Genomic DNA, 21,769 nt, shown 5'->3' on the forward strand with positions numbered 1-21,769 from the left:
GATTTAACTATTTCCTATGATTTACAAGAATTGAAAATTGTTAATCTGGATCTTCGTAATTCTCTTTTTTATCCCCGCTTGAGGATGACTCTTCCATTGGTTTCATCTTGGTTTCAAGAACATCCATTCTTGCTCTATATCCTTCAGCATATTCTAATTCTGATGGAACAAGTGTTGCTGGATGAATGAATCCTTGACTTCTGATTGCCATTGCTTTCTTTGTTGCAATCTCTCTTATGTAATCCCAATCAGGAGTTGAGAATCCATCAAACGGACCAGTTAGCTTCCCGTTATGCATACTAAACACTAATGCTTCAACAATTGGAATGCAAAAGTTGATTGTAGCTGCAGAGTTTAGCTTTACGGGCATCAATGGCATATTGTGACTGCCTCTAGTGTTTCCGGCCACATAATGTGGATTGTTAAACACACTTCCAACTTCTTCTGTTGCTGGAAAGTTTTTCTGAGTTCTTACTAGACAAATAGGATCATCTTTGCCAACATATGTTCCTGCAATGTTATGTAATCTATCAGTTGACGCATCTAAAATTGGTTCGCCGTCTTTAGTATATACTGAATCTACTACATATCTTCCTGGATACATTAGTGCTGCTTCGATTGTTGGCTTGTCTTGCCATAATTCAAGTTCTGCAATTTGTGCTTTTTCAACATCCATGATGTTGATCTTCACTCCCGCTGCAAGACTCTTGTTTACAATTAATCCTGTGTTACTTAGTGCGTCTACAAACATTCTGTAAATTGGATAGTTGAATGCGCCTGGTTCTGTTTTGTCAGCTGCAAATACTGTAAATGCTTCATTGGGTCTTTCTTCAAACTCCATCTCTGCAACTCCTGGACCCATTCCTTTTACATTTCCAGAGAAAGAATCTCGTAGAAGATCTTGTCCTGCTCCGTACAAACCTTCATCTTTTGCAACTTGGGTTCCTGCCATGAAAGCATCCCAAGCTAACTTGTGAATTTTTTCATTATCTACACCATGAGTATGTGTCATTACGATGTGGGTGTCGTCTCCGCAATATCCGATGTAATGATCGATAAGTAAATCTCCTGAATTTTTGACGGTATCTCTAATAGCTTGAATTAGTCCGTCACTTGGTTTTGTATGTCCTCCAACTCCACCAACATCTGCTTTGATAACTGAAACTGTAATTTTCATAATTTTTCTTTTTGCCCCTTTGATTTATGTGCTTTTGACAAAGTTCTGTGATCTATAATTAATTGAATTTTTTTTAATTTTTCTTCAAAAATTCATAACAGTAATAAATGCCCTCAGTTAGGCATTTCATATGGCAGATAAACCCCACTTGAACCTGATTGTTACAGGACATATTGATAATGGAAAATCAACTACTATGGGTCATTTTTTGATGGATCTTGGAGTTGTAGATGAAAGAACTATTGCAGCTCACGGTGCAGAATCCGAGAAGACCGGAAAAGGTGACACCTTCAAGTATGCATGGGTAATGGATAATATTAAAGACGAAAGAGAAAGAGGAATTACAATCGATTTAGCTTTCCAAAAGTTTGAGTCTCCAAAGTACTTCTTTACTTTGATTGATGCTCCTGGTCACAGGGACTTTATTAAAAACATGATTACAGGCGCTTCTGAAGCAGATGCTGCCATCTTAGTACTTTCTGCAAAAGAAGGTGAAACTGACACTGCAATTGCAGCAGGTGGACAAGCAAGAGAACACGCTTTCTTGCTCAAGACACTTGGTGTAAGCCAACTAATTGTTGCAATTAACAAGATGGATGCAGTTGAATACAAAGAAGACGCATTCAAAGCAGCCAAAGAGAAAGGCGAAAAATTAGTAAAATCTGTAGGTTACAAACTAGAGAACGTACCATTCATTCCAGTTTCTGGATGGAAAGGTGATAACTTGGTTAAGAAAACCGAGAACATGCCATGGTACTCTGGTAAAACACTACTTGAAGCATTTGATGACTTTACAGTAACTGAGAAACCCGTAGGTAAACCACTACGTGTACCAATTCAAGACGTTTACACCATTACAGGTGTTGGTACAGTTCCAGTAGGAAGAGTTGAAACCGGTATAATGAAAGCTAACCAAAAAATCATTGTTATGCCTTCTGGTGCTCAAGGTGAAATCAAATCTATTGAAACTCACCATACAGAAATGCCATCTGCAGAAGCAGGTGATAACATTGGTTTTAACCTCAGAGGTATTGAAAAGAAAGATATCAAGAGAGGCGATGTACTTGGAACTCCTGATGCACCACCAAATGTTGCAAAAGAATTCAAAGCACAAATTATAGTCATTCATCACCCAACAGCAATTGCTCCTGGTTACACACCAGTAATGCACGCACACACAGCACAAGTCGCAGCAACTGTTACTGAGTTCCTCCAAAAGATCAACCCAGCAACTGGTGCAGTTGAGGAAGAAAATCCAAAGTTCCTCAAAGTTGGTGACTCTGCAATTGTTAAAATCCGACCGGTGAGACCAACATGTATTGAAACATTCCAAGAATTCCCTGAAATGGGTAGATTTGCACTCAGAGATATGGGTGCAACTATTGCAGCAGGAATCGTTAAGGAAATTACCGAAGAGTACAAACCATAGGCGGATTTTTTATGACTCAAACCGCCCGTGTAAAACTCACCTCAACCAGTCTACCAAAACTAGATGGTGTATGTGGTGAAATTATGGGTATCGGTAAAAAAACCGGTGTTAAAGTAAAAGGTCCAACTCCATTACCTGTAAAAAGATTACATGTGGCAACTAGAAAATCTCCATGCGGCAGCGGAACTGAAACTTATGAGAAATGGGAGATGAAGATGCATAGAAGAATAATCAACATCAACGCTGACGATAAAGCTATAAGACAACTCATGAGACTTAAAATCCCTGATGATGTCTACATTGAATTATCTCTGACATAATCTGGTAGCCTTAAATTATAGAAATTTTGATGATAAACATGGTTGAAGAAAATTTTGATGAGGAAATAGAAGAAACTCCTGTTGAAACATTTGAAGTAAATTACTCTTGTTTGAGATGTGGAACTAATGTCTCAAATACCGAACTTTCAAGATTACCTGAAATCAAATGTATTTGTGGATTCAGAGTATTTACCAAAGTAAGACCACCAGTAGTTAAAACTGTAAAAGCAATCTAGTCTATCTGTCTTTTTTGTAACTGTGCTCTCTTTGCAAATGTGTTCTCATATCTTCCATATTTGAGAAAAATCTATTGCATTCTTTGCAATCATATTGCAAATCCTTACCGTGAATTATTTGCATGTGATTCATCATCTCTTCTTGCTTTGAAAATTTCTTATCGCACTTTTCACATTTTATTTTCTTAAAGAATCCCAACTTTATCCAAACTCTGCTTTCTTTTCATCCCAGCATCTTCTGCATAACTGACCTTCAATTTTCCAATGTCCTTTTGGATTATACCTGATAAGTCCCATCTTTCCGTTACATAATGAACAAAAGTTTTTCTTTTTTCCATGGGTCTCTTCTTTGTTGTCAAAACATTTCTTACATAACAGACCTTCCATGTCCCATTGCCATCTTGGCTCCCACAGATCAGTGATTTTTTGAGTTTGTCCACATACTACACATGGCTGTCTTACTTTTCCTTCATAGTATTCTTTTGATTTTTCAAAATGACAATCCCCGCACAGTGAACCTTTGATATTCCATTCTCTTTTTGGTTTGTGTTTGTGCGTTAACTCCTTGTTGCAAAGAGCACAGAATGATGGTTTTTTACTAAATAGACCCATTTTGATCATTATGATATGACTTATTCTATAAATGTAAACAAAATAAAAATCACAATAAAGTGTCTATTGGCTTAAGATTTTCTCAAGAGCTTGGCTTGCATTGAGCATACCGTTTCTCTTGGCAAACTCTTCGATCATTTTGTATTGTTTTTCTGTAAAACAAACTGGCATTGAACGTCTTTCCATACAATAATACTGTATTTTTTACTAATATCTTTTTCTCTCGGAAGATATTTCAAACCATTTTTGCAATATTCCATGTGGTAAAGAAAAGACAGATCTTAGTTATTGGCCATAACACAAATGGTTGTACTCCTGAACACGAAAAAATCGCATATGATGTTGGCATGGAAATTGCAAAATCAAACTCTGTGTTGATTTGTGGTGGGCTAGGTGGGGTAATGACAGCAGCAGCTCATGGTGCAAGTGATGGTGGTGGTTTGACTATTGGGATAATTCCACAAAATGACCCTTCTATGGCAAATGAATTCTGTGATATTGTAATTCCAACTGGAATGGGTCTTGCTCGTGATTTTCTTAATGCACTAAGTGCAGATGGTGTAATAATTATTGGTGGGGGTTCTGGAACTCTATCTGAGACGGCTGCTGCATACATGTACAAAAAACCAATGGTTGCAATTAGAAATTTGGGTGGACCTGTTGTGCCATTTATTGATGGGTTTATTGATCAGAGAGAAAATGTCAAAATCATTGGGGTTGATACTGCTCAAGAAGCAGTCAAGAAAATTTTAGAATTAATTACTGCATAGAAACTAGTAAAGGATCTGGTTTGTAAAACTCGCCATGCTCTGATGCTAACTTGTTTAATTCATCTATGATATTTTTGATCCCAATCTTTTTTGCAGTTTCAAACAATGGCTTTTTCAATCCTAGTCCTAACTGAGCTGCCTTTTCAATTTCCTCAATGTCACTTGCACCATTTGATACAAGCCATGCTGCATTGTTTAGAATATTTGCGACAAGCTGAATCGGATTGCACTTTTGTGCTAGCTCTTCTGAAAGTGTTACTCTTTCATATTTGTCATCAGAATATTTGTAAAATCCTTCACCTGATTTTTGTCCTAGCTTTTTCTCATCAAACATTTTTTCTACAAGTGGGTGTGGGTTGATTACTTTTTTGTCTCGTAGGTGCATCTCAACTGTTGCTTTGTGAATTACATCCATTCCAGTAAAGTCTGCCAGCTCAAAAATTCCCATTGGAAATCCTAGTTTGAATTTTACTGCTGAATCAATCTCTTCTAGTGTTGCACCAGTTCTGTCTTTGACAAAACAAGCTTCGTGAACCATTGGAATGAATAGTCTGTTTATGATAAATCCTGGAACATCTTTTCTACATAGAACTGCTACTTTGTTTACGGACTTTACATAGTCTTGAGTTAAATCAGTAATCGCTTGTGATGTTTTCTCACCTGGGATGACCTCTACGAGTTTCATTAATTGCGGTGGATTGAAAAAGTGAATTCCAATGAATTTTTCTGGACGTGATGTGGTGTTTGCAATTTCAGTGATTGGCAGTGTACTTGTGTTTGATGCGAAGATTACTTCTGGTGCTGCAACTTTATCTAATTCTGCATAAACTGTTTTCTTTAAATCCATAATTTCGGGAACAACTTCTATTACCAACTCTGCGTCTTTTACTGCTTCAGCTAAATCCACAACTGGCTTTATTCTCGAAAAGATGGAGTCGCCCTCATCTTTTGAAATTTTTTCTTTAGAAACGAGTTTATCTAAACTCCACTTGATTTTCTCCATTGCTTTGTCCAAAAATTCTTGTTTGATATCTCTCAAGACTACATTATATCCTGCAGTAGCTGAAACTTGTGCAATACCATGACCCATTACGCCGGAACCTAAAACTGTGATATTTTTAATTGCCACTGATTCAAAAAACTGAGTATCCTTTATAATGTATTTCAAAATTTTGTTACTTTATGGGCTTGTTCAAACGTAAGAAAGAAGATGAAAACCAAACAAAATGTGATGTATGTGGAACAGATCTGCATGATCCTGAACGCCTGAAAAGACACATGAAAAAAGCACATGGAAACGTACCTGCAAAGAAACTAGATCCAAATTCAGGCGATGGTGGACTCTGGTAGAATGGAGTTAAACTCTAGTCAAAAAACTAGTCTGGTCTTCATTGGTGCCTTTCTCACAGCAGGTATTGTTTTATCGACTATGGTCTTCCCGTTTTGGAATCTAATTCGTGAAGATGTTGTTGAAGAAGTTACGATTTTGACTAATGATGGTGGTGTCTGTTATGTTGAGGCCTTGGATAATATACCTAAAACAATTGAGGATTGCACTGCTAATCCTGGGGATAAGGTTACCATCAAATTCGGTGACGGTCTTGCTTGGGCAACCATAGTAACTCCATAATCGATGATTTAATATTTTAAAAAATTTATGGAAAAACTATGGATTGTATTTTTTGTAAAATTGTCACAGGGGAAATTCCTGCAAAACTTCTCAAAGAGACTGATCATTCCATATCGTTTTTAGATGCATTCCCACTTGCAAAGGGCCATATCCTTGTGATTCCAAAGAATCATCATCAAAAAATACAAGACTTGACTGAAAATGAAAACTCTGATTTATTTTCACTTGTACATACGATGATTTCAAAAGTTGATTCTATTTCTGGTTCAACTTTACTTGCAGTGCATAACGGCAAAGATGCAGGACAAGAAGTTCCACATGTTCATGTGCATTTGGTTCCACGAAGTGCCGATGATTCTGCAGGTGCCATCCACTCTATGTTTAATGGAACTCTAAAACTATCTGACTCTGAAATTGAAGAGATGTACAATAAATTAAAAATCTAATAAGGGAATAATCTTTCTTTTGTATCTGAATTTTCTACAATAATTGCTTTAGTTGGGCATGTTTCAGCTGCATTCATTATTTTATTTACGCCTGCACCTTTCTGATTTATTACAGACGACTTTGGATTTGATTTGCTCTGCTTGTTTATCTCAAAAACGTCTGGTGCAATTATCTCGCAACTACAACACCCAATACAACGACTTTCATCTACATCGACTGATAGATTTGGTTGTTTCTTTGGCTCTCTGGCTTTCTCGTATTCACCATTTCTTCCATCTGGACGTACTCGTGCATTGTAATCTTCCCAGAATTTTCTTTCATACTCTTTCCAAAAATCAGGGTCACCTTCTTCAAATTCGCGAGTGTATTTGCCCCAATCCTGCTCTGGTATGCTTCCATCATCAGGTGCTCCCCATTGCGGTTTTTTCTTGTATCTTTGTTGGGGGTTTGGCTTGGTTTCTGTTTGTTGATTTGGCGAATATCTTGTATTGCTGGGATTTTTCTTTAAAAAATTGTAAGCCTCTGTAATCTTTTTGAACTCTGTCTCTGACTGTGTGTTTTTGTTCTTATCTGGATGGTGCTCTAGTGCCAGCTTTCTGTATGCTGCCTTGATCTCATCTTGCGATGAATCTTGATCCACATTCAAAACTTTGATTGCCTGATATGCGTTCACTGAAATTATAGATTTCTCATATGATAAAAATAATTGCCACTGTTTGATTGTGTTTATTCTAGTAAAACTTCGTTTTCTGCCTTCCATGCAGGCTCTACAATACACAAAAATCTCAAGTCACCGGATCCAACATTTTTTATGAATTGCTTGGAATTTGGAGAAATGTACAATGAATCATCTTTTTCTATTTTGTGTGGTTCCTCATCCACGGTAAGTACTGCACTGCCTTCTAGGATGTAGTAAATTTCAGATGATTTTAGCTTGTGGGGTTTTGATTGCATTCCTGATTCCAAAGTAAATTGCGCAATGCTATAGTTTATTCCGTTTAGTGTATTGTGTGGGTGAAAATATTGTTTTATTTTTGTTCCTTCGTTTCCTTGGATTGATTTAATCTCAGAATTTCTTTGCACTGACATTTCATCTAAATGATTTCTGTTACACTTGATTTGAAATCTGATTCATACCATGTAGTTTTGTAGGGCTTGTTCTTTTTTGATAAAATGTTTATTGCGATATGGGAAAATGGTTTTTTCTTGTCAATTGAGCCATGAGTATGGAGTACTTTGGCTGGAATGTGTACAATGTCTCCTTCGTTCAATACAATTCTTTCAGTACGTTTGATTTTGAAATTACTTTTTGATGTTCCATATTTTTTAAAAATCTCAAGGCTTCCTTTGCCCTTTACTCCAATTAACACTTGATTTCCATCGTGCTGATGAATTTTTGTTCTAGAACCTTTCTCAAAATGAACATGGTAGATGTCTTGATCTTTTGATTTTATCTTCTCAGATAGAACCTTCATCCATGTCTTTCCTGTAAACCAATCAGGGTTTACTTTACGTTGATCACCAGTACCGAAGATGTTAGTTTTTTTCATTTTAAATTCTACTCAGAATCTTTGTTTTCTTTTCTCGGAACTCTTTTTCAGTAAGAATTCCTGCCTTTCGTAACTCTGCTAGTTTTTCAAGCATGTTCAAATCTTCCCTGGAGTTTGCACCGATTTTCTTGGCTGATGCTAGTCCCTCGTTAATCTTTGCCAATCCTTTTTTCTGAAACTCTTCGCTTTCTTTCTTTGCCATGGTTGTGAGTTCTTTGCTTGCCTTTGATGCTTGTTTTGCAGTTAGTTCTCCTAATTCTACTGCTTCATCCAAAGCCTCATCTGCTTTCTTGATTCCTTCTTGGATTGCTTCGTCTGCTTTTTTAAGAAATTTATCGATATACCCGCCTTTTTCTGGCATTGTTTTTACTTTTTTTGGAACTGTTTTTGATTTTTTAGCTGTTGCCATAATTGACTAAACAATTTCAAATCTATTATTTCTTTCCTAGTAGAATTGGTTTAATAGCCTGATTTAACAAGATATAGTGATTTTGGAAAACGATGATTATGGTGTAAAGACCATTGTGATAAGAAAAAATATTGAGGAAGACGAGGCACTCAAAATCGTTGAACAAAAAAAGACAGATCCTTTCAAGTCATTACTGTCAAGACCCAAAAAAGAGGACATTCATCTTGACTCTCTGAAACTATACTATGAGGCATCACTGATAGTATCAGGCAAATATGCTGCAAATTATTTTAGAAAAGCGTCACACACCATTGATGTTGATTCAAACGTCCATGGAGTAGTGATGGGTGATGCAGTATTTCCGGTTCGCTCAAAGTCAGGACTAGAGAAAGCATTTGTTGGGAAGAAGGGAAAGAACAAAGTTGACCTGAGTTTGGAGGAGCACGTCTTTGTTGAGGAAGAAGATGAACTGACATTTGATCATTTCGGATTGGAAGTTGAGTTGCCATTTAAAATTGATTCAAAGACAATAGAGAACTATCCTAAAAAAATCCTTGAAGACAATTCACTTACAATTAAAAAACCTGAATTCACATATGACTCTGCAATTGAGAAACTTCAAATTCATTTGAAAAAACCAATGGATCCTGACGTGCGAGATCTACAAGATGAATTTACTCTGCATGATATTACCGAAGTATACATTCCAATTTTCGAAGCTAGGCTATCTGATCCTAAAAAGCGTGTAGAGATTATCAGAATTGATGCTGTAAGAAAAAAAGTTATCTGATTTTATATTTTAATTAGTTTTCTGAACTGCTCATTGCTGTGTAGTTTCTCAAAGATTGGCTCTTCTTTTGCCCATGACCGAATAACTTTGGGATTTTTTGCAACTGCTTGTCTTAGCAGCTCTAATGACTCGGGATATTTTTCCAGTGCGGCTTTACTTCTTGATTTTGCATAAATGACATTTACATTGTCTTTGAATTTTCTTAAGATATCATCAAAGACATCAAGTGCCTTTTCATGCTGTCCCAACTCTGCAAGCTGAACTCCTTTTTGAAAAAACGCATCCTGATTGTTTGGATATTTTTTGCAAACATTTGAAAAGCAATTTAGTGCTTCCTCATGTTTTTTCATTTTACCGAGAACAATTCCTTTGTAGACCATTGCGTTAGGTTTTCTTGGCTCTAGTGTGATTGCCTTCTCTAATGCCTGAAGTGCATCTTCGTGCTCTCTTAGTTTGTCAAGTAAGACGCCTTTGTTAAAAAATGCCGCAGCATATTTTGGGTCCGCTTCAATTGCCTTGTCATAGCATTCAGCAGCTCCCTGAATGTTTCCTAATTCAGCTGATGCGATTCCCTTGTTGTTGTAAGCTTGCGCGTCTTTTGGATTAATCTCTATTAATTTTTCAAAACACGTAATTGCATCGCTGTATTTTTTTATCTGATTTAGTGCCAATCCCTTGTTAAATAATGCTGATGTATTTTCTGGCTCTTGCTTTAGGACTTTGCCAAATAGTGAGATTGCCCCCTTTGGTTGGTTCTTCTCCATTAGTGACATTGCATTGTATAGCAAATCTTCCACGTTTTCTTTGCCTCCAAATAAGCCCATAATTTCTAGAAAATGATATTGCTAATTACTTTTGTTACTGGAAATTAGTTTGATTGATGTTTTGAATTATTTCTTGTAATGCTTGGAATTTGTGTTGGATTTTAGTACGTATACTTTTGGTTTCGCATTCTACTGAATCTCATATTCTAAGACATGATGTTTGCCATTTGGTTTTAGTTTTAGTGAGAACTTTGTGTTTTTATCAACATCTATCATGTCTGCAATGTCTTTTGGGATTAACAGATACGTACTTTGCTTGATTTGAGTTGGTGAAATTTTTACTGTCATTCTTAGATTTTTCTTAGGTAATATTTAGGAAATATTTAGTTGTGTGTATTTTTTGAACATAATTGATTTTGATTTTTTTGATCGCTTTACCATTCCCTAATTTGGGATGTCGTCATTAATGTTATATTAGATCAGGATTGGCTCATTGTACTTTGCTATCAAAATTTCTTTTGATTCCAATAATTTTTAGCGTTTTACTTTTAGGATTTTCGTTTAATCAAGATGCATATGCAGCTACTATTACTTGGGATGGAGCTGGAGATGCAATTAATTGGTCCGATCCATTAAATTGGGATTCTAATACTGTTCCAGTTCCTACAGATACTGTAATCATCCCAGTTGGATTTTCGCCACGTGTTAATTCTGATCAGACCATAGATACTATTCAAAACTCTGGTATTGTTGGTATTAACAATGGGGTTACTCTTACAATTACTAATTCTTTAATTAATTCTGGAACTATCGACATCCATCCTGATTCTGGTGCATCTCAAACTACACTGGCATTCCAAGATGATGCAACACTTACCGGTGGCGGCATAGTTGACATGCTTGCAGCATCACCTGACAGAATTATTCAAACAGGTTCTCCAACAGGACCATTTGTCTTAGAATCAACTCACACACTAAACATTGACGGAACTGGCAATCACATCAAGAGACTGATGGATGATTCTGGTGACATGAGAAACGAGGGAATCATCAATGTCGCAGGTAGCATAATTCTTGATATCGATCCTGGAACTGGTTCATCTAGCACTGGTGGTACATTTGATAATTTAGGATCATTGAACTTACTTGGAACCCCATCACCAAGTTTGATAAGATTTGGAGCAGAATCTGGTGATGTATTCAATAATTTTAATTTGGTAGATAATAGTAATGGTGGTACATTTACCAATAATGAATTATTCATTAATCATTGTGGTGCTACAGTTCTAAATTCTATTTTAGATATTACGGGACCTGGGATTGAACAAACTAATGTTTGTACTGTGTCCATAAGTGATATTTCTCAACTAGAAGGAAATTCTGGACCTTCTGACTTTATCTTTACAGTTAACATCAATGATACCTCTCAAATTCCAATATCTTTTCAATTTACAACTGTAGATGATTCTGCAACTGTTGCAAACAATGACTATGACCTAAATTCTGCACTAGTTACAATTAATCCTGGAGAAACATCTGCTACTATTCCTGTAACTGTTAATGGTGATACTGATGTTGAATCTGATGAATCATTCTTTGTTAATTTACTCAACTTTGATAATCCTGCACAAAATGTAGCATTTGCAGATACTCAGGGAATAGGAACAATAGAAAATGATGATTTTCTAACTGCTGACCTTGCAATTATCAAATCTGTAGATAACACAACACCATTTGTTGGAGAACAAGTAACTTTCACTTTACAATTACAAAATCTAATTGGACCTGATGGTGCAACTGGAGTAGAGGTAACTGATTTACTCCCAGCAGGACTATCATTTGTATCTGCAATTCCAACTGAAGGCGCATACGATGATATCACAGGAGTCTGGTCTGGCATTGATTTGTCCTTTGGTGAAGGGCAGCAACTTGCAATTACTGCAACAGTTGACTCTCCTGGTGTGATTGTTAACACTGCAGCAATTACTGCGTCTGATTCGATTGATCCAGATGTTGTGAATAATTCTAGCTCTGAAACAATTACTGCAACTATTCAAACAGCAGACCTTACAGTAAACAAATCCGTTAATAACACAGCACCATTTGTCGGTGATGCAATTGATTACACTATACAAATTATCAACAATGGACCTGATGCAACAACTGGGGTAGAAGTAACTGACCTTCTACCCGTAGGAGTGTCCTTTGTATCTGCAACGCCAACTGAAGGTATCTATGATAATATCACAGGAATATGGTCTGGTCTTGCACTAAATCCAACTGAAGGACAAAACCTAGTAATTACTGCAACAGTTGATTCAGCCGGGCTAATCACTAACACAGCTGATGTCACAGCATCTGATGAATTTGATTCTGATAATACCAACAATTCTACATCTGCCGATATTACATCATCTGTTCAAACAGCAGACCTTGAATTATTCAAAACAGTCGACAACAACACTCCTTTGATTGGAGATACTGTGACATTTACTGTTCAAGTAGTAAATATAGGACCTGATGAGGCAACTGGAGTACAGATTTCTGATTTACTCCCAGCAGGATTAACTTTTGTCTCAGCAGCACCAACTGAAGGTACCTATGATGATGTCACAGGAATATGGTCTGGTCTTACTCTTAGTCCAACTGAAGGACAAAATCTTCCAATTACTGTAACAGTTGATCAATCAAACACGTCTATAACAAATTATGCAGAAGTTTCTGCATCTGATGTTGTTGATTCTGATTCTACTCCAAACAACGGTGTACCACCAGCTCCTGTTGAAGATGATGAGTCAGCAGTTACAATTGATGTTGGTAACAGTCCACCATTACTTGATCCAATTGGTGATCAATCCATTGATGAATTATCAACACTAGCATTCACTGTAACTGCAATTGATCCTGATGTTCCCTCTAACACATTGACCTTTAGCTTAGATGCAGCAGCAATACTAGCTGGAATGAGCATCTCTCCAACTGGTGACTTTACATGGACACCAACAGAACTACAAGGTCCGGGAACATTCACTGCAACAATTACAGTTACAGATGATGGTACGCCAAACCTTTCAGACTTTGAAACAATTACTATTACAGTAAATGAAGATGATATAGAGTCTCCCGTTCTTACAGTACCAGCTGATGTCTTTTTAGAAGCACCATCTAATACCTCTCCTGCAACAACTGGAACTGCTACAGCTACAGACAATATTGATCCTACTCCAGTAGTTTCGTTTATTGATGTTAACCTACTAGATTCACAAGGTCTTGGAACAATTACTAGAACTTGGACTGCAACTGATGCATCAGGAAACTCTGCATCCTCTGATCAAATAATAATTACACAAGATACAACAGCTCCATCAATTACCACACCAGCTGATGTGACACTAGAAGCACCAGCTGATACTACTCCGACATCCACTGGAACTGCTACTGCAACTGATGCAGTAGATCCAACACCGACAATTTCATTTGTTGATTCTGTAGTTGCTGGTACTCCGCCTCAAATTGATGTAATCACTAGAACTTGGACTGCAACTGATGCATCAGGTAACTCTGCATCCTCTGATCAAATAATAATTACACAAGATACAACAGCTCCATCAATTACCGCACCAGCTGATGTACTCGTTGAAATTACTGGTCCTGCTGGACAAGCAGTTGTATTAGGTACTCCGACAGTTTCTGATACCGTTGATCCTTCTCCCTCCGTAACTAATGATGCTCCAACATTATTCTTCTTAGGCTCTACAACCGTAACTTGGACTGCAACTGATGCATCAAACAATGCTGATACTAGTTCTCAAACTGTGACTGTACAAGACACAACTCCGCCTAGCATTACAGCTCCGGCAAACATTTCAGCAGGAAATGATCCTGGGCTTGCAACTGCAGTAATAACATTCCCAGATGCAACTGCAACTGACAACTCTGGAAGTGTATCCGTAATTCAAACTGCTGGACTTCCTTCAGGTTCTGCATTCCCAATTGGCACTTCTACAGTTACCTGGACTGCAACTGATGCTGCAGGTAATACTGCATCTGCATCAACTGCCATAACTGTCAATGATGTTGAAGCCCCACTACTAGTTGTCCCATCTGATATTTCAGTCGGAAATGATCCTGGAGCTAGTACTGCAATTGTATCATATGCCGCACCAACTGCAACTGACAATGTAGATATTCCATCTGACATTACCCTATCTCAAACTGCTGGACTTCCTTCAGGTTCTGCATTCCCAATTGGCACTACAACAAACACATTTACTGCAACTGACTTAGCTGGCAATGTTGTAACTGAATCCTTTGATGTTATTGTAACTGATGCAGAAGATCCAACATTTACCGCATTAACTTCTAATGTAACAGTAGAAGTATCAGGACCATCTGGTTCTACTGCAACATTTAGTACTCCCTCTGCAAGTGATCCTCAAGGACCAGTAACTGTAACTTGTGATGCAACATCAGACGTTACAATATTCCCATACACTTCCCCTAATCCAACACCTACATTAGTAACATGTACTGCTGAAGACTCTGCTGGAAACACTGCTAACACAAGTTTCAATGTAATAGTTGAGGATACAGCAGCTCCCTTCTTGACAACACCTTCTCCAATTAATATTGAAACCGTTGATCCTTTAGGAATTATAGTGTCATACACTGCAACGGCATCTGATGTGTTTGATGGCCCAGTCACTCCAACATGTAATCCTCCATCTGATACTTTCTTTGACTTAGGCACTACTACTGTTAATTGCACTGCAACTGACAGCTCAGGAAACACTGCAACTGAATCCTTTTTAGTTACCGTCACACTATCTAATCTTCCACCAACTGCAACTGATGACTCCTTTACACTAAACCAAGATACTATTGACAATCCACTTGATGTCTTGGCAAATGATACTGATGATGACAAACCAACACTATTCGTTTCTGCAGTTGGCCCAACTGATAATGGCGGAATTGTAACAAACTTGGGAGCCTCTTTGCAATATTCTCCAGCACCGGGATTCTACGGTGATGAAGTTTTTACTTATACTATAGAAGATAATGGCGGATTAGAAGACATAGCTACTGTTACGATAACTGTAGTTTCTGTAGATACTGATGGTGATGGACTAACTGATGAAGAAGAGGCTAATGCCGGAACTCATCCAAACAATCCTGATAGTGACTCTGACGGACTAACTGACGGTGATGAAATTAATGTTCACAACACAAATCCATTACTAGCTGATACTGATGGTGACGGACTAACTGATGGTGAAGAAATCAACACCACCGGAACAGACCCATTACTTATTGATACTGACGGAGACGGACTAACTGATGGTGATGAAATCAACACACACAACACAAATCCATTACTATCTGATACTGACAATGGTGGAGTAAACGATGGCGATGAAATTATCAACGGAACTGATCCGCTAAACCCAGCAGATGATATTATTACTGAAGTCTCAGTACAGGATCAAAAATCTGGATTCATTGAAACATTGAATGATAAAATTAATGATGCAGAAGACAAAAAGACCAAAAAGAATTTAGAAAAAGCAATCAAAGACATTGAGAAAAGCCTTGAATCTAAAAACTGGCAAGATGAGAACACTCTAAGTGTAAAGCATGGTCATAAGGCAATTCATTCAGAAGAAAAAGCAGTAAAAGACTTGATGAAGATAACTAGTGCTAAAAAGAATTCTGAATCAAATGGATTCTTGGTGATGATACAGGGTGTAATTGATAGTATTGTAGTAATTGATAGAGACTTTGCACAGACTGCTCTAGATGATGCACAAGCATTTGCAGGTGACAAAAAATCTGACAAAGAAATTGACAAAGCAATTGAAGAAATGGCAAAAGGTGATGCCAAAGTAGCTGATGATAAATTCGATAAAGGAATTCATCATTATGAAAAAGCATGGAAACATGCACAAAAAGCAATGAAACATGAGATGGAAGATGATGAAGAAGACGATGAAGAAGACGATGATGAAGACGATGATGAAGACGATGATGAAGACGATGATGAAGACGATGAAGAAGAAGACGATGATGAATAGCCTTTTCTAGAATGATCTAATTTCATTATTATTTATTCACAGAAAAGTTATTTCTAGTGAATTCCAATGTATCTAATATACCGATTTTTTTGTATGATTTGAAATGTATCTAAATTGGATTTTCAGGAATTTTAACTTTAAAAATTGTTGGTGAATTGGATACTGAAATAGTCCCTCTGTGAAATTCTACAATGGATTTTACGCTAGCTAGTCCAAGACCCGTCCCAATTTGTTTTGTAGTAAATAAAGGATCAAAAATATGTGGTAAATCATCATTTGGAATGCCTGGACCTGAATCTTGAATTTCAAAAATTACCCATTGCTCTTTCTTACTAACTTTGATGTTGATGATTCCCTCATTTCCAATAGCTTGAATTGCATTTAAAATTAAATTATTTATTGCAACAGATAATTGATTTTTATCACAAATTACATCATAATTATTTTTTGAAATAGTAATTTTAATGCCATCTGGAACCGTGACTGATTCGATAGAATTTGAAATAATTTCTGAAGTTTTAGTTTTTTCAATAATCCTTGGTCTTTCTTTTACATAGTCTAATACATTATCCACTTGTTGTGTAATCCGATCAATGGAATGTTTTATCCGCTCAATCTGTCTTTGTTTCCCATCATCAATTCCATAAAGCAGGATTAAATTTTCAACTGATACTTGAATAACTGAAAGGGGATTTCTTAAGTCATGAGATAATCTAGATGCCAATTCCCCAATGTATGCCATCTTTTTCTGTTTAGCTAATTCTTTTGATTGCATTTCAATAATTTCTCGTAATTCTTTTATAATTTCATGATGGGAATGATTCTGCATTACTGCATATTCATCCATATGTCAGTAGCATAATACTAGTATTTAATATATTAGTGTGACACTATTTATACCAGTGTATATATTGATAAGTCTAATCATTAATGAGTTTATAACACTATATTTACAAGTGTATAACTACATTTAATAATGTGTGTAGCTTGTTTGAATAGTATTATGTATTGTATGCATGATATGTTCATTTTTGTTGTCAGCATTGGTAAAAATATTGAAATTAATGATTGGGAGGTTGTTTCTTTTGCAAAATAGCATCTACAAATCACAGTTGTTTTTCTTGGGGATTGTGATCTTTACTGTATTTTTAATTTCATTATCAGAACAAGTTCAAGTAATCAACGGGTTTTCTGCATCAGGCCTAAAACTTGTATTCGAAACAAATCCAGGTGAAACTGTATCTGGCACTTGGGCTGTAATTAATGATGAACCCGAATCAATTGATTTAGAGTTTTATGCAGAAGGACCTGGTTCAGAATTACTAGTTTTTGAGGAATTTATGACGTTAGAACCAAAAACAAGAAAGGCTGTAGATATTTTTGTAATTGTACCTGAAAATCATGAAAATAATGTTGAATACCGCCCTACCCTTTATGCTCTAAAAAGAGGATATATTGATGAAAATGCGGGGGCAGCAATTGCAGTTAATCTTCAAATGAAAACTGTGCCAAGTATTAAGATTGGACCTGATGCTGTGTTTGTACCCGAAATTGCTGAAACTGTCAATGTCGTTCCTTCCCAGTCAGCCATCACTAAAGAAAAGAATTCAGAATCAGTAAAAGAAGAAGAAACACTAGAAGAAAAACTTGCACGGATACAAGCAGCTAATAAAGAAAATGTAAAAAATGAATCAGTTGTAATTTCCCCCCAATTTGATGAAAAAATAACTCCATCTGTTAATGAAGGATATGATCCTGAACCCATGCCTGATCCTGAACCAATACCTGATCCTGAACCAATACCTGATCCTGAACCAATTGTCACTGAAGTTGCAGAAATGGATAAAAATAATTGTAACTTTTTTGAAATGTTACTATATTGGTTTGGCATTGGTAAATGTTAGAATTTACTTCACAAAAAATTAGGATTAAGACATTATTTTAAATGGAATCATTTGCCCGCTGCCAAATCCTTTTTCATATACACTACTATTTATGGTGTCACACTACTAATATCGATTATTTTATTAATCCCCACATGGATCAACCTTTAATGACTCACAACACAAAAAATAGAATTGTTGTATTTGCATTTGCGACATTGTTAATGGCTCTGCCTTTAGCAAATTCCGCATTTGCAGATGGTGATGCGACATTAGATCCCACCTGTGGCGTAACAATACCTGGAACAATCAGTTTAGGATCATTCTCTGCAGGAGCAGACGGTACTGAGGTAGAAAGTTCTATGGCTACAACTGGATCACAAGCTGGTACATTAGAATTATCGGCAAGTGATTGGACAGGTGTTGGACAAAATGCAAGAGGATCTGTTCTTCTTGTTGGCGTAGTTGCTACAGAAACCATTACAATTAATGGTCTAGTGTATACAGCAGTAGCTGGCGCTAAAGCAGACAATACACAATTCTCTATTGATACAAGTATGGTGGCAGCAGCAACAGATCTTGCAGCTTCTATTAATGCAGATGTAAGAGCTGGAACTCTAAATGATGTTTCAGCAACATCTACTGAAAACCTTGTATTCCTAGAACAAACTGTTGTAGGAACTGGTGGTGATGCAACTACATTAGCTGAAGCAGTGGCAGATGCCGGTACACTAATTTCTGGTGCAACGTTCACTGGAGGTGAAAATAGTGGCGTAGTCCATATGCAAAGTGAAGTAACAAGATACGTAATCACAACTGATGGAACTGCAAGCACAGGTGTGGCATATGCTTCAAAAACCCCAATTGAAGTTGCAAGCACAAACAAGGTACTTACAATCCCAGCTGAACTAACTGATCCTGCACAAAATGTTAGATTGTCTTTACAAGTTTCAGGTGATGGAACTTTAGAAAATCTACCATATGATGGAGTATTACAGCAAACACTAACTTTCACAGTTACGTGTCAATAGATTGTATCCCTTCTTTTCTTTTTTATTGATTCCTTTGCTTGTGGCTACTGCCACATTATTACCATCTAATGAAGTGGCCTTTTCAAATAATGAAATTACTTTAGATGACACCCAAAACTTGGATTTATCAAGTAATGTTGCATCCGTAACTAGTTTTGAATCAAGTATTGGTGATACGACTACGACTTTAACAAAACAAGTTCAATTGGTTACTTCGCAAGCTGGTGGGAAAATTACACTAAAAAATTCTGTATTGCCTACAGTTACTGTATCCCTACCAGATAGAATAAAAATTTCAGGACCTGCTACGTGGGACAATATCATTACTCCACCTAGACAAATTAGTACATCTGGAACGGTACCATCAGGTTTTCAAACACCTACTGTCTCAATACAAGTAGGAAGTCAGGATGTTGTTCTAGTATTTGACACATCAGTAACAATTCTATTAACGGGCACTACGGGCCAAACTGCTTACAAATTACCAGGACAAAATACATGGGCACTAATCTCAACTTGTCTTGGAACCTATGAAAATCCAACAGATCCTCCTTTAAACGGAGAATGCTCAGTTAGTAATGGAGTAGACACAAAAATTGCCACTTTCCACTTTACAGAATTCACTGCGTTATCAACCATATCTGCAACTACATCCTCACCAGCAACGACTACGACCTCTTCTGGCACTGCTAGTTCATCAGGTGGTGGTGGGCGTACAGGTGTAGGTTCCTCGGGTGGTTCTGGATCTAGCTCTAGTGCAGGATTTGCAGGTAGATTACTCCCAGAAGGTGAATCTCAAATTCGTGTTTTTCCAAATTGGTTCCAAACATCTCTTGTTACATATTGGATAGAGGACTCTATTACGGATGATGAATTTAAAAATGCAATAAATTACCTTTTGAATAAAAATATAATCAAGATTAATGTTCCTAGCGAACAAAATGTACAATTATTAGATTTGGCCCCGTCCATTAAAAATTTGTTCAAATTGTGGACGATGGATAAACTAACGGATTCTGCAATAATAAAAATTATTACATATTACAGAGCAGTTGGAGTTTGGTAGCATTCGTTAAAACTCAATGTCTTACTGAAATATTTTTTTGAATTCTTTTTCTGTGTATTTCTTAATCTACCCTGCTGTTCAAAAAGAACGTCAAAACACTATTTTATTTTTAATAAAAATTTCTTAATGTCTTTGTTGCTTGTAAATTCTTCTAAATTATCTTCTATGGCTTTGACAATTTCTCTATGTTTTTTCTCATATGATTGTTTTAAAACTTGACTGATATAGTTTGGAGTTTCAAAGCAGTTTTCTAATTTGCAACTGTATTTGTGATTTAAATCCTCAGATACTTTCTTTATCATTTTTGCTCCTCCATTACCTAACAGTGCTTGCTCTACGGCATAACTTACAAGAGCTTTTTTGACTCCAGACAAATAATTTCTCCTCTTGACAATCTCATGATTTCTTTACCATCTTATATGGAAGAATATTTGATTTATAGTGACATGTTTGTTTATCTTGAACATAATATCTTTGTCTTATGGTGATTTTGTAATATGTGCGCATAATCTTATAATTCATATATATAATTATATGAGCTTATGATTAATAACACTTTTGTTAATGGTGTATAATGAAATTACTGGTGTATCACTTTTTACATATAAATTCAGACATTTTTTTACCCTTGTAAAGTGATTCTAATGCATTCAAATTACATTCTGAAATATATGGGTTGTCTGTTTGAATTTTTTGATACATGATATCATCAGGATCTGTGGAATGCTGTAACCCTAGTGCATGACCCATTTCATGTCGTACTATGTTTGCCATTTTACTCCCATCCAACTTGTTTGCCTCATAAATTATAATGTAAGATTTTAGTATCTGCCCCTTTTCTTGGTCAACCATTGAACGAGTATATCCTGAATAACCTTCTAGATTCCTTTCGTCTACTAGCATTATTGTCACGTCTCCTTCATCACTCATTGATTCATGTACGTGAAACCTTGTCGGTAATTGATGTTTTAATTCTCTTGAGGATATCTCGTTTATTGCCCCATTCCATCCTATGTAGAATTTTGATGAATTTGTTGCTGGTCCTTTGTGTAGCTGCAAATCATTAACCTCGATAATTTTTTTAGACATTATGGAATCTTTGATCATATCTAATGACTGCTCTGAAACCTGTGCGTGATTTTTAATATGGATGTGAAAAACTCTTTCTTTATCATATAGGTGCCACGTAAATCCTGTCTTTATTGAATCCCCTATCAGAGGTTGAGTGACAAAATGACCTCCTTCTATGAAAGTTTGATTTTGATTAAAAATGTAAAGAAAAATCACTCCTGATACAGTTAAAATTATCAAAAATACAACAAAGTATTTTTTTATATTATGTAATTCTGTATCGAGTTTTTTGTTTGTGGTGATGATCTCATTTGTTAATTGTATCAGTCTATGCTCTAAATTCTCTTGATTCTGGTTCTGTTTGTTCAAATAAATATACACCATGATTAATAGTGTTACACTATTAAATAAATTATGATCTGGCTTGACAGTGTACCTGAATTATGTATAAAAAACACCGATGTTCATAGTTTAAATAAAAATCCATTTAACCTAGGAATGGAGGATAGG

Annotated in this window: 26 protein-coding genes; 12 read left to right on the forward strand and 14 right to left on the reverse strand. The window is 36.3% G+C overall.

What is annotated here, in order from left to right:
- Nucleotides 1-40 precede the first annotated feature (40 nt).
- Nucleotides 41-1,177, reverse strand: a complete 1,137-nt coding sequence (gene fbp / locus NADRNF5_RS04325; protein WP_048115948.1) for a fructose-1,6-bisphosphate aldolase/phosphatase — start codon at nucleotides 1,175-1,177, stop codon at nucleotides 41-43.
- 130 nt (nucleotides 1,178-1,307) lie between these two features.
- Between fbp and tuf the strand changes: the two genes are divergently transcribed.
- Genes tuf through NADRNF5_RS04340 form a run of 3 tightly spaced genes read left to right on the forward strand, consistent with a single transcriptional unit; the run spans nucleotide 1,308 to nucleotide 3,162 of the window.
- Nucleotides 1,308-2,606, forward strand: a complete 1,299-nt coding sequence (gene tuf / locus NADRNF5_RS04330) for a translation elongation factor EF-1 subunit alpha (RefSeq protein ID WP_048115949.1) — start codon at nucleotides 1,308-1,310, stop codon at nucleotides 2,604-2,606.
- An 11-nt stretch (nucleotides 2,607-2,617) separates the two neighbouring features.
- Nucleotides 2,618-2,926, forward strand: a complete 309-nt coding sequence (gene rpsJ, locus NADRNF5_RS04335; RefSeq protein WP_008299200.1) for a 30S ribosomal protein S10 — start codon at nucleotides 2,618-2,620, stop codon at nucleotides 2,924-2,926.
- 29 nt (nucleotides 2,927-2,955) lie between these two features.
- A complete protein-coding gene (locus NADRNF5_RS04340) occupies nucleotides 2,956-3,162 on the forward strand; it encodes an RNA polymerase Rbp10 (protein ID WP_048115950.1) in 207 nt (68 codons plus the stop codon).
- 1 nt (nucleotide 3,163) lies between these two features.
- Here NADRNF5_RS04340 and NADRNF5_RS04345 read toward each other — a convergent pair whose 3' ends face one another.
- The 3 genes from NADRNF5_RS04345 to NADRNF5_RS11770 all read right to left on the reverse strand — a co-directional run bounded on the left by NADRNF5_RS04345 (nucleotide 3,164) and on the right by NADRNF5_RS11770 (nucleotide 3,960).
- On the reverse strand, nucleotides 3,164-3,361 hold the full coding sequence (locus NADRNF5_RS04345) for a C2H2-type zinc finger protein (protein ID WP_048115951.1): 198 nt from the start codon (nucleotides 3,359-3,361) through the stop codon (nucleotides 3,164-3,166).
- A gap of 2 nt (nucleotides 3,362-3,363) precedes the next feature.
- A complete protein-coding gene (locus NADRNF5_RS04350) occupies nucleotides 3,364-3,774 on the reverse strand; it encodes a hypothetical protein (RefSeq protein WP_048118995.1) in 411 nt (136 codons plus the stop codon).
- A 63-nt stretch (nucleotides 3,775-3,837) separates the two neighbouring features.
- Entirely contained in the window at nucleotides 3,838-3,960 is a 123-nt protein-coding gene (locus NADRNF5_RS11770) for a hypothetical protein (protein ID WP_257719708.1), read from the reverse strand.
- 74 nt (nucleotides 3,961-4,034) lie between these two features.
- Between NADRNF5_RS11770 and NADRNF5_RS04355 the strand changes: the two genes are divergently transcribed.
- Nucleotides 4,035-4,544 carry a TIGR00725 family protein gene (locus NADRNF5_RS04355; protein ID WP_048115952.1) on the forward strand — a complete coding sequence of 170 codons (510 nt, stop codon included), beginning with the start codon at nucleotides 4,035-4,037 and terminating at the stop codon, nucleotides 4,542-4,544.
- Here NADRNF5_RS04355 and NADRNF5_RS04360 read toward each other — a convergent pair.
- Entirely contained in the window at nucleotides 4,534-5,673 is a 1,140-nt protein-coding gene (locus NADRNF5_RS04360; protein ID WP_048118996.1) for a 3-hydroxyacyl-CoA dehydrogenase, read from the reverse strand. The genes NADRNF5_RS04355 and NADRNF5_RS04360 overlap by 11 nt on opposite strands.
- Before the next feature lie 53 nt (nucleotides 5,674-5,726).
- On the opposite strand from NADRNF5_RS04360, the gene NADRNF5_RS11295 reads away from it, so the two are divergent.
- The 3 genes from NADRNF5_RS11295 to NADRNF5_RS04370 are packed head-to-tail and all read left to right on the forward strand — an operon-like array spanning nucleotide 5,727 to nucleotide 6,620.
- Nucleotides 5,727-5,894 carry a hypothetical protein gene (locus tag NADRNF5_RS11295; protein WP_182128143.1) on the forward strand — a complete coding sequence of 56 codons (168 nt, stop codon included), beginning with the start codon at nucleotides 5,727-5,729 and terminating at the stop codon, nucleotides 5,892-5,894.
- A gap of 1 nt (nucleotide 5,895) precedes the next feature.
- Nucleotides 5,896-6,174, forward strand: a complete 279-nt coding sequence (locus NADRNF5_RS04365; protein WP_048115953.1) for a hypothetical protein — start codon at nucleotides 5,896-5,898, stop codon at nucleotides 6,172-6,174.
- 38 nt (nucleotides 6,175-6,212) lie between these two features.
- Entirely contained in the window at nucleotides 6,213-6,620 is a 408-nt protein-coding gene (locus NADRNF5_RS04370) for an HIT family protein (RefSeq protein WP_048115954.1), read from the forward strand.
- Here NADRNF5_RS04370 and NADRNF5_RS04375 read toward each other — a convergent pair.
- The 4 genes from NADRNF5_RS04375 to NADRNF5_RS04390 are packed head-to-tail and all read right to left on the reverse strand — an operon-like array spanning nucleotide 6,617 to nucleotide 8,580.
- Nucleotides 6,617-7,294: a DnaJ domain-containing protein gene (locus NADRNF5_RS04375; protein WP_048118999.1), complete on the reverse strand. Its 678-nt coding sequence runs from the start codon at nucleotides 7,292-7,294 to the stop codon at nucleotides 6,617-6,619. The two genes, NADRNF5_RS04370 and NADRNF5_RS04375, sit on opposite strands and share 4 nt — an antisense overlap.
- Nucleotides 7,295-7,347: 53 nt before the next feature.
- The gene (locus NADRNF5_RS04380; RefSeq protein ID WP_048115955.1) at nucleotides 7,348-7,710 is read right to left on the reverse strand and encodes a cupin domain-containing protein; all 363 of its coding nucleotides are present in this window, start codon (nucleotides 7,708-7,710) and stop codon (nucleotides 7,348-7,350) included.
- Nucleotides 7,711-7,715: 5 nt separating this feature from the next.
- Complete coding sequence (locus tag NADRNF5_RS04385; RefSeq protein ID WP_048115956.1) at nucleotides 7,716-8,171, reverse strand: cupin domain-containing protein; 456 nt, start codon at nucleotides 8,169-8,171, stop codon at nucleotides 7,716-7,718.
- A gap of 1 nt (nucleotide 8,172) precedes the next feature.
- Entirely contained in the window at nucleotides 8,173-8,580 is a 408-nt protein-coding gene (locus tag NADRNF5_RS04390; protein WP_237089339.1) for an SHOCT domain-containing protein, read from the reverse strand.
- 76 nt (nucleotides 8,581-8,656) lie between these two features.
- On the opposite strand from NADRNF5_RS04390, the gene NADRNF5_RS04395 reads away from it, so the two are divergent.
- On the forward strand, nucleotides 8,657-9,370 hold the full coding sequence (locus NADRNF5_RS04395) for a hypothetical protein (protein ID WP_082051984.1): 714 nt from the start codon (nucleotides 8,657-8,659) through the stop codon (nucleotides 9,368-9,370).
- A gap of 2 nt (nucleotides 9,371-9,372) precedes the next feature.
- On the opposite strand, the gene NADRNF5_RS04400 is transcribed toward NADRNF5_RS04395, so the two are convergent.
- Complete coding sequence (locus tag NADRNF5_RS04400; protein ID WP_048115958.1) at nucleotides 9,373-10,194, reverse strand: tetratricopeptide repeat protein; 822 nt, start codon at nucleotides 10,192-10,194, stop codon at nucleotides 9,373-9,375.
- 129 nt (nucleotides 10,195-10,323) lie between these two features.
- The gene (locus NADRNF5_RS11105) at nucleotides 10,324-10,482 is read right to left on the reverse strand and encodes a hypothetical protein (RefSeq protein WP_160289383.1); all 159 of its coding nucleotides are present in this window, start codon (nucleotides 10,480-10,482) and stop codon (nucleotides 10,324-10,326) included.
- A gap of 152 nt (nucleotides 10,483-10,634) precedes the next feature.
- Here NADRNF5_RS11105 and NADRNF5_RS04405 point away from each other — a divergent pair, with 152 nt between their 5' ends.
- Nucleotides 10,635-16,208 carry an HYR domain-containing protein gene (locus NADRNF5_RS04405; protein ID WP_048115959.1) on the forward strand — a complete coding sequence of 1,858 codons (5,574 nt, stop codon included), beginning with the start codon at nucleotides 10,635-10,637 and terminating at the stop codon, nucleotides 16,206-16,208.
- Between the two features lie 109 nt (nucleotides 16,209-16,317).
- Here NADRNF5_RS04405 and NADRNF5_RS04410 read toward each other — a convergent pair whose 3' ends face one another.
- On the reverse strand, nucleotides 16,318-17,055 hold the full coding sequence (locus NADRNF5_RS04410; protein ID WP_052661876.1) for a sensor histidine kinase: 738 nt from the start codon (nucleotides 17,053-17,055) through the stop codon (nucleotides 16,318-16,320).
- A gap of 238 nt (nucleotides 17,056-17,293) precedes the next feature.
- Here NADRNF5_RS04410 and NADRNF5_RS11110 point away from each other — a divergent pair, with 238 nt between their 5' ends.
- The 3 genes from NADRNF5_RS11110 to NADRNF5_RS04425 all read left to right on the forward strand — a co-directional run bounded on the left by NADRNF5_RS11110 (nucleotide 17,294) and on the right by NADRNF5_RS04425 (nucleotide 20,188).
- Nucleotides 17,294-18,112, forward strand: coding sequence for a hypothetical protein (locus NADRNF5_RS11110; RefSeq protein ID WP_160289384.1), 819 nt, complete (start codon nucleotides 17,294-17,296; stop codon nucleotides 18,110-18,112).
- A 134-nt stretch (nucleotides 18,113-18,246) separates the two neighbouring features.
- The gene (locus NADRNF5_RS04420; protein ID WP_048115961.1) at nucleotides 18,247-19,122 is read left to right on the forward strand and encodes a hypothetical protein; all 876 of its coding nucleotides are present in this window, start codon (nucleotides 18,247-18,249) and stop codon (nucleotides 19,120-19,122) included.
- Between the two features lie 40 nt (nucleotides 19,123-19,162).
- On the forward strand, nucleotides 19,163-20,188 hold the full coding sequence (locus NADRNF5_RS04425) for a hypothetical protein (protein WP_148313066.1): 1,026 nt from the start codon (nucleotides 19,163-19,165) through the stop codon (nucleotides 20,186-20,188).
- A 98-nt stretch (nucleotides 20,189-20,286) separates the two neighbouring features.
- On the opposite strand, the gene NADRNF5_RS04430 is transcribed toward NADRNF5_RS04425, so the two are convergent.
- Both NADRNF5_RS04430 and NADRNF5_RS04435 read right to left on the reverse strand, forming a co-directional pair.
- Nucleotides 20,287-20,562, reverse strand: coding sequence for a hypothetical protein (locus NADRNF5_RS04430; RefSeq protein ID WP_048115963.1), 276 nt, complete (start codon nucleotides 20,560-20,562; stop codon nucleotides 20,287-20,289).
- Between the two features lie 217 nt (nucleotides 20,563-20,779).
- A complete protein-coding gene (locus NADRNF5_RS04435) occupies nucleotides 20,780-21,628 on the reverse strand; it encodes a matrixin family metalloprotease (RefSeq protein ID WP_160289385.1) in 849 nt (282 codons plus the stop codon).
- Nucleotides 21,629-21,769 lie beyond the last annotated feature (141 nt).

Source organism: Nitrosopumilus adriaticus (assembly GCF_000956175.1).
GTDB lineage: Archaea > Thermoproteota > Nitrososphaeria > Nitrososphaerales > Nitrosopumilaceae > Nitrosopumilus > Nitrosopumilus adriaticus.

Coding starts and splice junctions, on each gene's coding strand:
- NADRNF5_RS04350 (WP_048118995.1), bottom strand. CDS start 3,774: ATGGGTCTATTTAGTAAAAAACCATCATTCTGTGCTCTTTGCAACAAG.
- NADRNF5_RS04365 (WP_048115953.1), top strand. CDS start 5,896: ATGGAGTTAAACTCTAGTCAAAAAACTAGTCTGGTCTTCATTGGTGCC.
- rpsJ (WP_008299200.1), top strand. CDS start 2,618: ATGACTCAAACCGCCCGTGTAAAACTCACCTCAACCAGTCTACCAAAA.
- NADRNF5_RS04340 (WP_048115950.1), top strand. CDS start 2,956: ATGATAAACATGGTTGAAGAAAATTTTGATGAGGAAATAGAAGAAACT.
- NADRNF5_RS04380 (WP_048115955.1), bottom strand. CDS start 7,710: ATGTCAGTGCAAAGAAATTCTGAGATTAAATCAATCCAAGGAAACGAA.
- NADRNF5_RS11105 (WP_160289383.1), bottom strand. CDS start 10,482: ATGACAGTAAAAATTTCACCAACTCAAATCAAGCAAAGTACGTATCTG.
- NADRNF5_RS04410 (WP_052661876.1), bottom strand. CDS start 17,055: ATGGATGAATATGCAGTAATGCAGAATCATTCCCATCATGAAATTATA.
- NADRNF5_RS04420 (WP_048115961.1), top strand. CDS start 18,247: ATGGATCAACCTTTAATGACTCACAACACAAAAAATAGAATTGTTGTA.
- NADRNF5_RS11770 (WP_257719708.1), bottom strand. CDS start 3,960: ATGGAAAGACGTTCAATGCCAGTTTGTTTTACAGAAAAACAATACAAA.
- NADRNF5_RS11295 (WP_182128143.1), top strand. CDS start 5,727: ATGGGCTTGTTCAAACGTAAGAAAGAAGATGAAAACCAAACAAAATGT.
- NADRNF5_RS04390 (WP_237089339.1), bottom strand. CDS start 8,580: ATGGCAACAGCTAAAAAATCAAAAACAGTTCCAAAAAAAGTAAAAACA.
- tuf (WP_048115949.1), top strand. CDS start 1,308: ATGGCAGATAAACCCCACTTGAACCTGATTGTTACAGGACATATTGAT.
- NADRNF5_RS04370 (WP_048115954.1), top strand. CDS start 6,213: ATGGATTGTATTTTTTGTAAAATTGTCACAGGGGAAATTCCTGCAAAA.
- NADRNF5_RS04400 (WP_048115958.1), bottom strand. CDS start 10,194: ATGGGCTTATTTGGAGGCAAAGAAAACGTGGAAGATTTGCTATACAAT.
- NADRNF5_RS04385 (WP_048115956.1), bottom strand. CDS start 8,171: ATGAAAAAAACTAACATCTTCGGTACTGGTGATCAACGTAAAGTAAAC.
- fbp (WP_048115948.1), bottom strand. CDS start 1,177: ATGAAAATTACAGTTTCAGTTATCAAAGCAGATGTTGGTGGAGTTGGA.